We start from the raw sequence: 14,607 nt of genomic DNA, 5'->3' as shown, positions 1-14,607 counted from the left end.
TTCGAAGACATCATTGCACCATTGACCTCCGGCACGTCCGCGCCGCCGGCTTCCCCACCGGCGGTACAGACACGCACGTGCTCCTTGAAGCTTAGCGGGACCAGTGGTGTTATTGCGACGGGAGTGAGAAATCGGTTCTCCGATGGGAAACCGATTGGTCACTCCACTGAAGCACCCTGTTCCGCTGACCGTTGCTTGGCCGCATAGAGCGCCTCCAGGAATGCCGAGCGCAGTCCGCCGCGCTCCAGCTCACGTACGGCGGCCGCCGTGGTACCCGCGGGCGATGTGACGGCTGCGCGCAGTTCGGCGGCCGTCTGGCCGGATTCGTCCAGCAGTGCCGCCGAGCCGACCATGGTCTGCACCACGAGCTCGGTGGCCACGTCCCTGGTAAGCCCGAGTCCGACGCCCGCCTCCACCATGGCCTCGACGACAAGGAAGAAGTAGGCCGGGCCGGAGCCGGACACCGCGGTAACCGCGTCCATCTGCGTCTCCGCGACGGTAACCACCTTGCCGACCGCGGCGAGCACCTCGGTCACCAGCTCCAGATGCTGCGGCCGGGCGTAGCGGCCCGGCGCGATCACGCTCATGCCCTGCCCCACCAGCATCGGTGTATTCGGCATCACCCGTACCACCGGGAAACCAGCGGGCAACCTTCCTTCCAGACGCGCCGTCGGCACCCCCGCCGCCAGCGAGAGAAGCACTTGGTCGCGGTCGCTGCCGACCTCCGCCTTGCCGAGTGGCGCGAGCACGGCCTCGACATCGGCGGGCTTCACGGCGATCACCAGCAGGTCCGCGCCTACCGCGGCATCGGCCACGTCATCGGTGACCCGCACACGAAAGCGGTCGGCGATCTGATGGGACCGTTCCCTGCGGGTCTCCACGACGACCAGATCCTTGGCCAGTCGTCCGGATTCCAGCAACCCGGCGATCAACGCCTCCCCGATGCGCCCGCCACCGATCACCGCAATTCTCGTCATGGGCTGGTCCGCCTCTCCGATCCGCCTCTCCGCGGATTCAGGCCGTAAGTGTGAGAGTCGCGCATGTCGCGTTCAGGTCCTGCATCGAGTGCGCTGCCAGGTTCTGGCCGTACGCGATGAGTTGGCCATGTGCTCATGAGATCAGATGTTCCTGATCCGCCTCCCCGGAGATTCAGACCATACGGGCGAGAGCCGCGCACGTCACGTTCAGGTCCTGCGTCAAGCGCACTGCCGGGTTCTGGACGTACCCGATGAGTTACCCATGTGCTCACGAGATCAAATGTTACGTTTCGCAAATTCTGCGCTGCGGGCGCGCGCCCGCGGTCAGCGCTGGGGGACGAGCGCGAGCTGACGGCTCTGCGCGACGACCGCTCCGGTGGAGTCGAGAACCAGCTGATCTTCGTCGAACATACGCCCGCCGACCTCATGCGTGGTCGCGATGATCCGCAGCCAGCCCGGTGCGGGACTGCGGCGCAGGTAGGTGGTCATCTGCACGGTGGGCGCCCAGCCGAAATGGCCGAGGTTCATCGGCACCGGCGGGCTCATGTCGGCGCTCATCATCGCGAAGAACATGGCGACGTCGGGGTTCTGCTCGTCGGCGGGACGGGGCCGCATCCACATCCGCAGGCGCGGCTCCCCGTTTTCGCCATCGAGGAAACGGGCCCACTCCCGATCCAGGTACAGCTCGGCGCCTTGGCCCACATGCACCACGCCACCCATCGGCGAGCCCGGCTCGTAGCCGATGGCGTCGGCCGGTGGCCGCACGGGCATGTCACCGTGCTGCGGGGCGTAGATCGGTTCGGCGTCGTCCAGACGGCCGAAGGTGAGCGCCGTGCGGACCAGAGTGCGGCCACCCTGGATCAGGTCGGCGTCGGCCAGACAGATCTGGCGACCGACCTTCCGGACGCGCACCTCGTACTCGACCTCGCCCGGGTTCGGCGCGCCGAGGAAGTCGGAGCTCGCGGCGATCGGGGCCATGCCGACCAGGGCGGGGTCGGAGGCGCGCAGCCAAGTGGTCGCCGCCGCGGCGCTGGCGGCGACCATGGTTCCGCCGTGCACCTTCGTGCCGATGGTCCAGATCTTGTCGATGACACCCAGGTAGCGGCCCGTGTTCGGTCTGGTTGCGGGCATTTCGGTCAGGGCGCACACCCGACTGAACGGTGCGTCGATCGCGGGGGCCGGGTCGAGATCGGCCGTCAGCTCTGTCGTCATCCTCACTCCTGTCATCCGTCGGCCGCACCGAGGGGCTCATGGGCGTCGCCTACGCACTGCGGGACCACGGCGCGACTGCATTTGTACAGCGTACAGTTCCAGGATTGCGCGGCCGGACTCCCTAGTGTCGGAAAATGGCGCCCGTCACACCGGCGGGCCGGGCCAGGCCCGGTCCGCGCCGGCCGGCCCGGGCGCGGAGGCGGGCGCGAGACCGTTCAGGTGCTGGCGGGCGAAGGCCAGTGTGCGATGCAGCATGGCTGCCCGATCATGCGTGGTGCGCGCGTTCTGCGTATTGATCTCGGCCACTGCTTGGCCGGAGAAGCCGTTGCCGACCAGGGTCGCGCACACCTCCACGCACGGCTGACTGCCTTCACCAGGAACCAGATGCTCATCGTGGGCGGCACCGCGGCCGTCGGCCAGATGCAGGTGCGCGAGACCATCGCCCATGCGCGCGGCCAAAGCCAACGGGTCGGCGCCAGCGGTCGCGGTGTGCGACAGGTCGAGTGTGTAGTGCCGGAACCCGGTGTCGGTCGGGTCGTAGGACGGGCTGAAAGCAGTGAGCGCGGGCCCGGGACCGCCCCGGCGCTCCAGCCGCCTCACCCCGCGCTCGCCCCGGCCGAACAGCGTGTCCGCGCGCATCGGAAACATGTTCTCCACCGCGACGATCACCGAACCGGCCTCCTCCAGCTCGGCCACCTGCGCGGCGAAACCGGCAGCGTAACGGCGCTGCCAGCGGAACGGCGGGTGTACCACCACGGTGCGCGCGCCGAGCGCCTCGGCGGTGTGGACGCTGCGCTCCAGCTTGGCGATCGGATCCGAGCCCCACACCCGCTGCGAGATCAGGAGGCACGGCGCGTGCAGTGCCAGCACCGGGACACCGTACTTGCGGGAATACGCCTGCACGGTGGCGATACTCTGGCTGGCCGGTTCGGCCCAGACCATCAGTTCGATGCCGTCGTAACCGAGTTCGGCCGCATAGCGGAACGCCGCTTCGGCGTTCTGCGGGTATACGGAAGCCGTCGACAAGCCGACCTGAATCTGCTGCGGCTGGGTGGCGCCGCCGGGCGAGACGGCGTCCGCCGCTGCCTCAGGGACGTGCCGCGTCCCGGCCTCGTCTGCCTGCCCGATGTTCACCACAGCAGCTCCCTACTCAGTTCGTACTGAGGAGAAAGGCTAGCGGCCCCAATGTGACGAAGCTGCCCACGACGACGGCGATGACAGTGCTGAGGATGTCGTCGGTCCTACGCAAGATCCGCACGAGGGCAACAAGGCCGAGGATCACGATCATCGCCAGCGCCAGCGCCACCCACGGGAGCATCTCCCACATGCGCTCGAAGCCTTTGAACAGCAACATGCCCGCGACCGCTGCGCCGGCACTCTGACCGCCAAGGATCATCCACTGGCGCCGGTTGGCGTCGTATGTCGCCTTCTCGGCCATCCGAGACCGGCGCGTGGACGTAGCCCGGGCGCGAGGCTGCTCGGCCGCTTCGCCGTCCTCGTCGTCGACGTCGACGTCGACGTCGACGCTGAGGACGGGTGCGTACACGTCGGTCACGCCCTCGTCGATCTCGACCCGCGAACGACCGGTTTCGCGCTCGCCTCGGTCGCGTCTACCGCGCTCGGCCCGCTCGACGCCGTCGCGCAGCAGATCTCCCGCGACCGTCTGGCCGGAAACGAGCTGCTGATCCTGGCTGGCCAGCGACCACGCGGCGGTCGGGATGCCGCCGGACTCGGGCGCCGAGTCGCGCGGTGGCGAACTCGCGCGTCTTCGGGCCGACCAGGCAGGCAGGCCACCGTCGCCTGCGCCGTTGCGGCGGGACGATCGCGGCGGCGACTCCGGCAGCCGGTCGGGCAACTTCGGTCTCGTCTCCGGCAGCGGCTCCGACTCCGACTCCGACTCCGGAGCGAAACCATTGGTGGACGGCGACCACGCGGCGGGAGCGGATCCGGCCTCCTCGGCCTCCTTCGCACGACGCCGGGCGGCCCGGCCGCCCATGGCCCCGTTGCGCTCGGGCAGACTCGACCGGCCGCGATCGGCTCGGCCGAAGTCCGACTCACCGAACTCGGCGAGACCGTTGCGGCCCGACCCTGGACGACCATCGGCAGGACCGAACTCCGGCAGAGCGCCACTTGCCGCGCCACGGTCGGCCCATCCGCGCCCACTTGACTCCGGCGACATTTCGCGCAGCGGCGGACGCACCTCGGTGGCGCCCTCCTCCGGTTCGGCGTGCCGGCGTCGGCGTCCGGACGCACGCGGCGGCGCCTCGGGCAGCGAACCGCCCGGCACCGCGTCGGTCACGTACGGGTCGGGCGCGACCGAGTACAGGTCGGACACCGGGGTGCTCGGCGAGAGCGGGTCGACAGGCGTGGCGTGCCGCGAGGACGGCATCTCCCGGCCCGGCATCACCCGGCTCGACCGCCCTGGCTCCGGATCGGCCCTCGGCGGCTCCGACTGGCCGTAGGCCGCAAGCGGGTCGTACATCGAAATCGGCCCGGACATGGGCGAATACGACGATAGGTCGGGCGAGGGCTCCGACGGCGCGTACGAAACAGGTTCCGGCGCGGGCAGATCGAACGAGGACTGCTCGTAGGCCGGCTCCTCGGATACACCGGAGTCGGGCGCGGAGTGCGCGGAGTGACCGCCGCCCTCGCGGATGACGGGCAGGTCACCGGTGAGTTCGGCGACGGAGATGCCGCGGCCGCTGCGGCGGCGCCTCCCGCCGGACGAGCCGGAGCCCTGCTGGCCGTTGCGTGCCAGCAGTTCCGCGACTGACAACTGTTTGGAATCCTCGCTCATGATCGCGCCTCGCTAACGCTCGGCTCCGACATGACCGAGTACTCGGCTGTGTTCATTGTTCGCTCGCTCATGACGACACCGTCCCGATCGGTCCCGATAGCGCCACGCCACCGCCGGGCGCCGGTTTGCCGTCCTCGGCTGCCGGGCCAGGTATGTACGTTGCTCTGGGTCCACTATTCATGTCGGTATCCAGTTTGCGCAGGATCAGCCCTTCACGCAGCGCCCACGGACAAATCTCCAGACTATCCAGCGATAGTGCCCGCATACTCGCCTCCGCGACCAGTGCGCCAGCCACCAATTGCTGTGACCGATCGGAACTCACGCCTTCCAATTCTGCCCGGTCCGACGCCGTCATCCGCGAGATGAACGCAATCAGTTGACGCAGACCTGAGCTGGTGAGTGTACGGCGCACACGCGGACCCGCTGCCGACGGTGCCGCGCCGGTCAGTCGGGCGAGCGAACGAAACGTCTTCGACGTGCCGACCGCCAAATCAGGTCGGCCTGCCTCGATCAATTGTTTCGCCGGCACAGCGAGCTCCGCCTCGAGCCAGTCGCGCAGCTTGGCCACGCGTCGCTTCCCCGGCGGATCCTCGCTCAGATACACCCTCGTCAAATGGCCCGCGCCGAGTGGAAGCGAGACGGCGACGTCGGGTTCCTCGTCGCCTCCGTTCGTCATTTCCAGCGACCCGCCACCGATGTCCAGATTGATAATGCGGCCGGCACTCCAGCCGTACCAGCGGCGCACCGCGAGAAAGGTCGACCTGGCCTCGTCGACACCCGAGAGCACTTGGAGGTCGACGCCGGTCGACTCGCGGACCCTGGCGAGGATCTCGTCGGAGTTGGTCGCCTCACGCAGCGCCGAGGTGGCGAACGGCATCAGCTCCACGCACTCGGACGTCTTCGCAACGCGTGCGCACTCGGCGATGATGCCGATCAGTCGCTGCGCACCCGCCTCGGTGATACGGCCCGCTTGATCCATGTTCTCCGCCAGGCGCAACGTGGCTTTCGTGGAGCTCATGGGCATGGGGTGACCACCGCGGTGGGCGTCCACCACGAGCAGGTGAACGGTATTGCTTCCGACATCGAGTACCCCAAGCCGCACATGAACACGGTACTGGGTGTTACGGCACTTTAGACCAGGCGACTGAACTGTTAGCGTCCTCGGGTGTGACGGTAGGCGCATCCGCGAGCGGTCCCACCCAGCCCCGACCAGCGGGGAAGATCGATCCGGCTCCCGAAGTCGATCCGGACTTCCCCCGTGAATGGATCGAGTTCGTCGATCCGGCAAACGACGAGCATCTGATCGTCGCCGATCTGACCTGGCTGCTGTCGCGATGGACATGCGTCTTCGGCACACCTGCCTGTCAGGGCATCTTGGCAGACCGGCCCGACGACGGCTGCTGCTCGCACGGCGCCTTCCTCTCCGACAAGGACGACCGCAAGCGCCTGCAGCGTGCTGTGAAAATGCTCACACCGCAGGACTGGCAGTTGATGGGCGAGGCAACCGACGCCGAGGGCGCGATCACCAAGAAGGGCTATCTGGAACTCGACGAACTGGAGGACGAACCCGCGCTGCGCACTCGCCGGTTCGACGGCGCGTGCATCTTCCTCAACCGTCCCGGCTTCGCGGGTGGCGTCGGCTGCGCGCTGCACACCATGGCGCTGCGCCGAGGCATCGAGCCGCTCGAGGTCAAGCCGGACGTGTGCTGGCAGCTGCCGATCCGGCGCACCCAGGACTGGGTGGACCGGCCCGACGGTGTACAGATCCTCCGCACCGTCGTCACCGAGTACGACCGCCGCGGCTGGGGGCCGGGTGGAGCCGACCTCGACTGGTACTGCTCCGGGTCCCCGGACGCGCACGTCGGCAGCAAGCCCGTCTGGCAGTCCTACCGACCGGAGCTGATCGAGTTGCTCGGCGCGCCCGCCTACGAGGAGCTGGCCAGGCACTGCAAACGCCGGGAGGGCCTAGGCCTGATCGCCATCCACCCGGCGACCGTGCACGCCGACCGAATGCGCGATTCCGGCGATCAGCCGGCCTGATCGTTTGCCGACCGCACGCCCGCTAGCCGATCCGCTCACCGTGCGTTCTCGCAGCGGGTTCACCCGGTCGCCATGCGTTCTTCACTCAGATGGGGTTTGATGTGCCGTTATGTCGAAGAAAGTTCTCACCATGGCGACCATCGCGATCGGCGCCGCCCTCGCACCGACCGGAGTAGCCCACGCGGAGCCGAACGGCGATCCCGCCAGGTTCGCCGACTTCACCGCCGAGTTCGTCGCGGCCACCGATCCGGCGGCGATCAACGCCAAGGCCGCGGGCAAGCTCCTGATCGCGAGCCCGTACGGCACGTCGCACACGATCGCCTGCCGCGGCACCGATACCGCGGACATCTACGACTGCATGCAGGAGGACGATCTCGGCTGGATCACCCTGCAGAAGACCGAAACCCCCCTCGGCACCACCTGGATCTACTTCCCCTGACGCTGTTCCGCCTCGCCGGGTCTTCAGGCCGTACTAGTCGGGAGGTGCAGGATTTGCGTTCAGGTCCTGCGTCAAGTACCTCTCGTGTCCCGCGCGTACTCCCGGAAGCTACCCATGTGCTCACGAAATCAGTTGTCCCGTTTCGTGAGCACAGGGGTGTGACTGGCGGAATTGAGAGCGGCAAAGCAGTTATGCTTCAAGTTTGTAGCCGAGTCCGCGGACGGTGACCAGGTGCTCCGGCTTCGCGGGGTCGGTTTCGATCTTGGAGCGCAGACGCTTGACGTGCACGTCCAACGTCTTGGTGTCACCGACGTAGTCGGCACCCCAGACGCGGTCGATCAGCTGACCTCGGGTGAGCACTCGTCCCGAGTTGCGCAGCAGGTATTCGAGCAGGTCGAACTCCTTGAGCGGCAACGTGACGGGTGTGCCGTTCACCAGCACGGTGTGCCGGTCGACATCCATCCGGACCGGACCGGCCTCGAGCACACCGCTCTCGTTCGAGCCCTCCAGCTCGTCGCCGGCGCCGCGGCGCAAAACCGCACGGATGCGCGCGATCAGCTCGCGCGCGGAATACGGTTTGGTGACGTAGTCGTCAGCGCCGAGTTCCAGGCCGACTACCTTGTCGATCTCGCTGTCGCGCGCGGTGACCATGATCACCGGCACGCCGCTGCGGGTCCGCAGCTGCTTACACACATCGGTGCCGCTCATGCCGGGCAGCATGAGGTCGAGCAACACGATGTCCGCGCCGGACCGGTCGAACTCCGCGAGCGCGGACGGTCCGTCACCGACTACGGTGACCTCGAAGCCCTCCTTGCGCAGCAGGAACGCGAGCGGATCGGCCAGCGATTCCTCATCCTCGACGATCAACACACTCGTCATCTGCGTGCCTCCACACCATTCGGTCGACCCGGCCCCAAGAGACGCGGGCTTATTTCTTTCGTGCTCACCACGGAGCCGTCGGGGTCTTCGTCCCCACTTGCTTCGTGGTGAGCGGGTATGCGCAGGGTGAACGTCGATCCTGTGCCCAACTTGCTCCACAGGGTGATCTCACCGTTGTGATTGGCGGCCACATGCTTGACGATAGCCAGGCCGAGTCCGGTGCCGCCGGTGGCGCGAGAGCGTGCCTTGTCGGACCGGAAGAACCGCTCGAACACCCGCTCCTGATCTTCCTTGGCGATGCCGATACCGCGGTCGGTGACGGCCATGGCGACGTGGTCGCCGCGCAACGAACGACTGACCGACACATGCGAGCCGGCGGGCGAGTAGGCGATCGCATTCTCCACCAGGTTGGACAACGCGGTGACCAGCAGGGTCTCGTCGCCGAGTACCTCGAGCCCGCTCGGGCGGTCTGTGCTCACCGTGATGCCCGCGGCCTCGGCGGCGGTGCGCGAGCGGTCGACCGCCTGCATCACCACGGTGTCCACGTCGACCACCTCGAGCTCGGGCAGCTTCTCCGCACCCTGCAGGCGCGAGAGCGCGATGAGTTCGGTCACCATCTTGCCGAGGCGGCGCGATTCGCCGAGCACCCGCTGACCGAAGTGGCGCACGGCCTCCGGATCTTCGGCCGATTCCAGCAGTGCCTCGGCGAGCAGACTCATCGCGCCGACCGGGGTTTTGAGCTCATGACTGACGTTGGCGACGAAATCGCGGCGGGTGGCCTCCATGCGGGCCTGCTCGGAATCGTCGTCGGCGAACAGCACAGTGAAGGTGGTCTCCTCCCGGGACAGCTGCCTGGCGACGCCACGCACGGCGATGCGGCCACGTCCGGGCACCGGATTCTTCGCGGTCAGATCGAACTCGGCGGACTCACCGGTGGCGAGCACTTTCTCCACCGCGACCCAGGCGCGCTCCTCGAGCAGGCGGTGGCGGACCAGACCGAGTTCCTCGGCGCGCGGGTTCACCAGCACCACGTCCCGGTACTCGTCGACCACCGCGATGCCGCTCTCGGAGGCCAGCACGATCAGGTCCAGGACCTGCGACATGGTGAGCCCGGAATCGGCCTGCCTGCGGGCTGCCTGCCTGGCATTCACGTACGGGATCAGTAGCCCGCCGACTGCCAGGCCGACGACAGCCGCGAGGACTGCCAGCAGGACGGCCTGTGGAACACTCACCCTTGAATCGTACGGTCGCCGACCGCCCGACCAACTCCGGGTGTGCGATGTTTCGCGCAGGTCATAGCACCTTCCAGCCTCGTTAGCCGTGTGTTTACGCGCCGTTCTCCCCCGCGGCTCCGCGTCTGTTTGCCGGTCGTAAGTACGCAAGATCGCGTCCGGACTACCGGCAAGATGGCGGCTGGCTTCGGGCATACCCGACGAATCACCAGCCGGGATTTCCCCGCACCGGCACGTTCACGAAACTCGGCAGCTCCGGATCCAGCTGCACATGCTGCGGCTGCAGACCGGTATCGATCAGCATCGGCAGGACCGGCAGGCCCTTGGGGAAGTTTCCCGCGTACACGTCGACGCGCAGGCGGTGACCCGGCCGCAGAATCGCCTCCGTGGCGGGCAGCGCGATGTCCAGCGTGGTCACCTCACCGGGGACGGTCGGCTGACGCCGGTCCAACGAGGTGAACGGGCACGGGTCGGTGTAGTCGCCGTTGGCCGATTTGCTGCTGTTCACGTCATCGATCGCGCGCAGCGAGGCCATGAGCTGTCCGGAGGACAGTACGCTCGATCGACCGTCCGGCGCGACATCGTTCACGGTGACCACCCAGTACCCGTCGGCGGCGTCCTGAATAGTATTGAGCCGCACCGCGATCCGGCCCGATACGGTGGTCGCCTCGGCGACCGGGGCGCTGGTGAAGGTCAGCCCGTTCAGTTCCTCGACGCGGGAGTCCTTGGCACAACCATCGATGACCGACAGCACGCCCGCGGTACCCTGCGCCGCGTCGTTGGAGCACAGGCTGGTCAGGCCCGGCGCGACGGTCAGCCGTGCGGTGTCGCCGTTGGCATCGCCGGTGAGCGAACCGTCGTACCCGCTGTTCGCGGTGCCACTGGGAGCGGCGGACAGATACATCCTGCGGTGCACCGCCTCCTGCGGACCTGCTCCGCCGATCGGCGCGGCGAACGAGTCGGTGGTGATCCAGCTGCCGCCCTGCTGACGCAGCGTGATCGGGCCGTACTGATCGATGCCGTTGTCGATGTCCTTGAGCCACTTGTCGAACCACGCGCGCTGCAGCACGTCCAGTCGCGGCGGCAGGCCCGGCTTGCCGTACTCGTTGCCCGAGTTGAGGTGGTAGGTGTTCCCCATCAACAGCTGCTTCTGGCCTGCTGGCAGCGGAATCTGCTGGTAGATCTTGGATTCCGAGTAGGCGAACAGGTCATGCCAGCCGCCGGTGACGAAGGTGGGTACCTGGATCGTGCTCGGATCGCCGAGCCAGTCCTGGCGCGGTGCGGAGTCGGCGGTCAGCAGTTCCTTGGCACGCGGGTCGAGATCCTCGATACGCGCGGTGGTGTAGACGTTGAGCAGAACGTCCATGAATGTCAACGGATCTCGGGCCCGGTCAGCCAGCCACGTGGTATCGAATTGCCCGGTGACCACCGAGGCCAAGTCGGGAATCAGCTTGAGGCCGTTGATCGCGGTCAGCCACAGCGGGATGAAGGTGAGGCCGAAGCCGCCACCTGGTGCGAGTACGTCGTTCATCAGGTCGCTGCCCGGCACGACCGGGAAGATGGCCCGCAGGGCGGGCGGGTGCTTCTCGGCGGCCTGCACCTGGTTGATCCCGGAGTAGGAGATGCCGTTCATGCCGATGCGTCCGTTGGACCACGGCTGCCGCGACGCCCAGTCGATCACCTCCACGGTGTCCTGCTGCTCGCGCCGGCGCAGCATGTCCCAGACGCCCTGGGAGAAGCCGGTGCCGCGCACGTCGACTACCACCTGCGTGTAGCCGCTCTTGATCAGCTGCCGGTCGACAGTGAAGTTGCGCAGCTCGCCGCCGCCGAACGCCTTGGTCAGGTCGGTGAGGCCGGACAGCGGGGTGCCGCTCATATCGATCTGACGGAGAAGTTCGATCAGCGCGTCGGACAGGCCGGGAATCGACTGCGCGTGGTCGGCCAGGTTCGAGACCAGCTTGGTGTAGGGCGTCAGGTTGACAACCGTCGGCGTCGGGGTGTCGATCGGGCGGCCGGAGACGTCCGCGGGGCGATAGACATTCCCCTTCAGGACTGTGCCATCACTCATCGTGATCGGGACATCCCAGGTGATGTGAATGTTCGGGTATTGCTGAGGCGCGTCCTGGGTGGCCGCCCATGCAGCGCCCGCCGTCCCGCCGTCCGGACCGGTCGGCGTCGACGCGGTGGCACCGCTCATGAGGAAGGGAACAAGCACTGCAGCGGTAACCGCCGCCACCATGACCCGCAACGCATGCTTCATCCGACGTGATCCACCTCTCGGCTGCTAGAACGACGAAAGTGTACATACCTACTTGCCAGTAAGGACACGGGGTAACAGTAACCGAGATAAGAATGTCAGTTCACATAAGTAGTGTCTTCGGCCGCGTGAGCGCGGCGTGCTCTCCTGCCGTGTACACCGGCCACGCGACCGCGGCAGCACCCGTCAGAGGAATCTCCCATCACCGCAGGAACCGTAGATGCCGCCACCGCCTACTGACGCTCACCCGCACGGCGTGTCGCGCAACGCACCGCTTGGGCGTGGTGATCCAGCACAACTAGTCCGGTCGGTCGTCTCGTACGGCGGAAACGACAAACGCGCTGCGACCGAGTGGGTCGCAGCGCGCTGGGAATGCGGGTTGGATTATTTGGCACCTTGGCCGGCGACGGCTGCGGCGCCTGCGGCAGCCGCTTCCGGGTCCAGGTATTCGCGCGGGCGGATCGGACGCAGGCTCTCGTCCAGTTCGTAGCGCAGCGGGATGCCGGTGGGGATGTTCAGGCCCGCGATCTCGTCGTCGGAGATCCGGTCGAGGTGCTTGACCAGCGCGCGCAGAGAGTTGCCGTGCGCGGCGACCAGGACGGTCTTGCCGGAAAGCAGGTCCTTGGAGATAGTCGACTCCCAGTACGGGACCATTCGGTTCACCACGTCGAGCAGGCACTCGGTCTTCGGGACGTCGATGCCCGCGTAGCGCTGGTCGCCCTCCTGGCTGTACTCGTTGGCCGGGTCGATCGGTGGCGGCGGGGTGTCGTAACTGCGGCGCCACAGCATGAACTGCTCGTCGCCGTACTTTTCCCGGATCTGCGCTTTGTTCTTACCTTGCAGTTCGCCGTAGTGACGCTCATTGAGCCGCCAGTCGCGGACCACCGGAATCCAGTGCCGGTCGGCGGCGTCCAGCGCGATGTTCGCGGTGGAGATCGCGCGCCGCAGCAGCGAGGTGTAGACGATGTCGGGCAGGATGCCGTGCTCGGCCAGCAGCTCCCCGGCGCGCTTGCCCTCGGCGATGCCCTTGTCCGTCAGATGCACGTCCACCCAGCCGGTGAACAGGTTCAGGGCATTCCATTCGCTTTCGCCGTGGCGCAGGAGCACGAGGGTGTACGTCATGCCGCCATCCTCCCATGCGCGCTCCACCTGGTCGCATCGGTTCCCCGGACGCTGCGTCCGCTCGGCCTGATCCGCACCAGAGGGTCCCGGCAGTGGTGGTCCGAGCGAGAAAATGATCGTGCTCTCCACTCAGGCGTTTCATGGTGAACCCGTCTGCACAGCGGGATATTCACACAGTTTCGTCCACCGTGGCATAGCCTGCGGCGAGGACGCCCGCACCGACGAGCGTCGCGCCGTGCGTGATTCGAGACGGCACCACGCGCAGTTCCCGCAGGTAGCCCAGCCGGGCATGCTTGGCAAGCGCCGCGCGCAGCGGATGCCACAGCGGCTCACCGGATTGCGCGAACCCCCCGCCGATCACCACTTGGTCGATGTCCAACAACGCGGCGGCGGAGGCGATCGCCTCGCCGAGCGCGGTGCCCGCCCGATGCAGCGCGGCGACGGCGATCTCGTCACCGGCGTGCGCGGCCTCGGCCAACTGCAGGCCGGTCGTGCCCAACCAGCCCTGCTCGCGCGCCCAGCGCACCGAGGACATGCCACTGGCGACCGCCTCGACGCAGCCGACGCCACCGCAGCCGCAGGGCGTGTCCCAGCCCGGCACGACGATGTGCCCGACGTGTCCCGCATTGCCGGTGCGCCCCAGCAGCACCTTGCCGTCGGCGATGAGTCCGCCGCCGATCCCCGACGACACAGTCATAGCAAGGGCATCGGACACCCCGCGCAGCGCGCCGACGTGATGTTCGGCCAGCGCGAGGCAGGCGCCGTCGATCGCGAATCGGATCACGGCCGAGGGAAACAGCTCCCGCACGGCGGCGACGATCGGGAATCCGGCTTTCCACTCGGGGATGTTCAACGGCCGGGTAACGCCGGTCCGCACATCCACCGGCCCCGCCGAGCCGATGCCGACGGCGGTGACCCGCTCGGCGCCCGCTACTTCGCGCAGCAAGCCGCGGCAGGTATCCCACACGCCGTCGCGCGGCACGTCCACCCGCTGTACGTCGCGGACCTCATGGCCGGCGTACACCACACCGGCCGCGAACTTCGTCGCGCCGATATCAAGAGCAAGAACAGTCATCGCCATGCCACCTTCGGAATTCGAGCCACCTGCGATTGTCGCCCGAGCAGGCGATCGACGTTCCCGATTCGGCTCGGGCCGTCACGGCTTGTCCGCGGACTCCACCAGATGTTCGAAGGCGCGCAAATTGTTCAGCGGTTCGCCGCGCGAGACGCGCCACTTCCACTCCCTGCGAATGGATTCCGCGAAGCCGAGCTCCAACAACATGTTGAAGTCGGCGTCGACGGCCTCGAGGATCTGGCCGAACACCCGGTCGAGCTCGTCGGAAGTGACGGCGTGCGTGGCAAGGCGGCCGACGAGGTAGATGTCGCCGACTCGGTCCAGAGTGTAGGAGACGGCATACAGCCTGCGATTGCGGCGCAGCAGGAATTTGTAGACGCCTTCGAAGTTCTCGTCCGGCTTGCGGCAGACGAACGACTCGACGCGGACTCCGTGCTTGCCGACCGTGATCAGCACCGTCGTCGCGAGTTTGCGCTCGCCGGGCAGGGTGACGACGAAGGTCTCCGCGCCAGGCCGGGTGTGTTCGATTTCCCTGTCGCGCAACGTCTGGTCGATGATCTGCGCGGTAGCCTGCACC

Annotated in this window: 13 protein-coding genes; 2 read left to right on the top strand and 11 right to left on the bottom strand. The window is 67.4% G+C overall.

All coding sequences use genetic code 11. The annotated features are described in order from the left end of the window. Window positions 1–158 precede the first annotated feature (158 nt). The 5 genes from proC to AB0H00_RS03505 all read right to left on the bottom strand — a co-directional run bounded on the left by proC (window position 159) and on the right by AB0H00_RS03505 (window position 6,088). Window positions 159–977: a pyrroline-5-carboxylate reductase gene (gene proC / locus AB0H00_RS03525; protein WP_357260083.1), complete on the bottom strand. Its 819-nt coding sequence runs from the start codon at window positions 975–977 to the stop codon at window positions 159–161. A gap of 324 nt (window positions 978–1,301) precedes the next feature. After that, window positions 1,302–2,189, bottom strand: coding sequence for a thioesterase family protein (locus AB0H00_RS03520; RefSeq protein WP_357260080.1), 888 nt, complete (start codon window positions 2,187–2,189; stop codon window positions 1,302–1,304). 144 nt (window positions 2,190–2,333) lie between these two features. After that, entirely contained in the window at window positions 2,334–3,227 is an 894-nt protein-coding gene (locus AB0H00_RS03515) for a sugar phosphate isomerase/epimerase (RefSeq protein WP_357260441.1), read from the bottom strand. A 112-nt stretch (window positions 3,228–3,339) separates the two neighbouring features. After that, window positions 3,340–4,986 (bottom strand): hypothetical protein, encoded by a 1,647-nt coding sequence (locus AB0H00_RS03510; RefSeq protein ID WP_357260078.1) that lies wholly within the window; start codon window positions 4,984–4,986, stop codon window positions 3,340–3,342. Window positions 4,987–5,053: 67 nt separating this feature from the next. Beyond that, complete coding sequence (locus AB0H00_RS03505) at window positions 5,054–6,088, bottom strand: Ppx/GppA phosphatase family protein (RefSeq protein ID WP_357260075.1); 1,035 nt, start codon at window positions 6,086–6,088, stop codon at window positions 5,054–5,056. Window positions 6,089–6,153: 65 nt separating this feature from the next. On the opposite strand from AB0H00_RS03505, the gene AB0H00_RS03500 reads away from it, so the two are divergent. Both AB0H00_RS03500 and AB0H00_RS03495 read left to right on the top strand, forming a co-directional pair. Beyond that, window positions 6,154–7,026: a hypothetical protein gene (locus AB0H00_RS03500; RefSeq protein ID WP_357260072.1), complete on the top strand. Its 873-nt coding sequence runs from the start codon at window positions 6,154–6,156 to the stop codon at window positions 7,024–7,026. Between the two features lie 109 nt (window positions 7,027–7,135). Beyond that, window positions 7,136–7,465, top strand: a complete 330-nt coding sequence (locus AB0H00_RS03495) for a hypothetical protein (RefSeq protein ID WP_357260070.1) — start codon at window positions 7,136–7,138, stop codon at window positions 7,463–7,465. Window positions 7,466–7,654: 189 nt separating this feature from the next. Here AB0H00_RS03495 and AB0H00_RS03490 read toward each other — a convergent pair whose 3' ends face one another. From AB0H00_RS03490 to AB0H00_RS03465, 6 genes are all read right to left on the bottom strand, one after another. Further along, on the bottom strand, window positions 7,655–8,344 hold the full coding sequence (locus AB0H00_RS03490) for a response regulator transcription factor (RefSeq protein ID WP_357260067.1): 690 nt from the start codon (window positions 8,342–8,344) through the stop codon (window positions 7,655–7,657). Further along, entirely contained in the window at window positions 8,341–9,576 is a 1,236-nt protein-coding gene (locus AB0H00_RS03485; protein ID WP_357260065.1) for an ATP-binding protein, read from the bottom strand. Before AB0H00_RS03485 ends, AB0H00_RS03490 begins: the two co-directional genes overlap by 4 nt. Window positions 9,577–9,781: 205 nt before the next feature. Then, entirely contained in the window at window positions 9,782–11,836 is a 2,055-nt protein-coding gene (locus AB0H00_RS03480; RefSeq protein ID WP_357260062.1) for a CocE/NonD family hydrolase, read from the bottom strand. Window positions 11,837–12,217: 381 nt separating this feature from the next. Continuing rightward, window positions 12,218–12,955, bottom strand: coding sequence for a phosphoglyceromutase (locus AB0H00_RS03475; protein WP_357260060.1), 738 nt, complete (start codon window positions 12,953–12,955; stop codon window positions 12,218–12,220). Window positions 12,956–13,124: 169 nt separating this feature from the next. Then, window positions 13,125–14,030: an ROK family protein gene (locus AB0H00_RS03470; RefSeq protein ID WP_357260057.1), complete on the bottom strand. Its 906-nt coding sequence runs from the start codon at window positions 14,028–14,030 to the stop codon at window positions 13,125–13,127. Between the two features lie 81 nt (window positions 14,031–14,111). Then, the gene (locus AB0H00_RS03465) at window positions 14,112–14,606 is read right to left on the bottom strand and encodes a YbjN domain-containing protein (RefSeq protein ID WP_357260438.1); all 495 of its coding nucleotides are present in this window, start codon (window positions 14,604–14,606) and stop codon (window positions 14,112–14,114) included. Window position 14,607: the final 1 nt, after the last annotated feature.

The organism is Nocardia sp. NPDC023852 (assembly GCF_040639505.1).
Lineage (GTDB): Bacteria > Actinomycetota > Actinomycetes > Mycobacteriales > Mycobacteriaceae > Nocardia.
The sequence above is the reverse complement of the archived record's forward strand: the minus strand, read 5'-3'. Positions and strand labels throughout refer to the sequence as shown.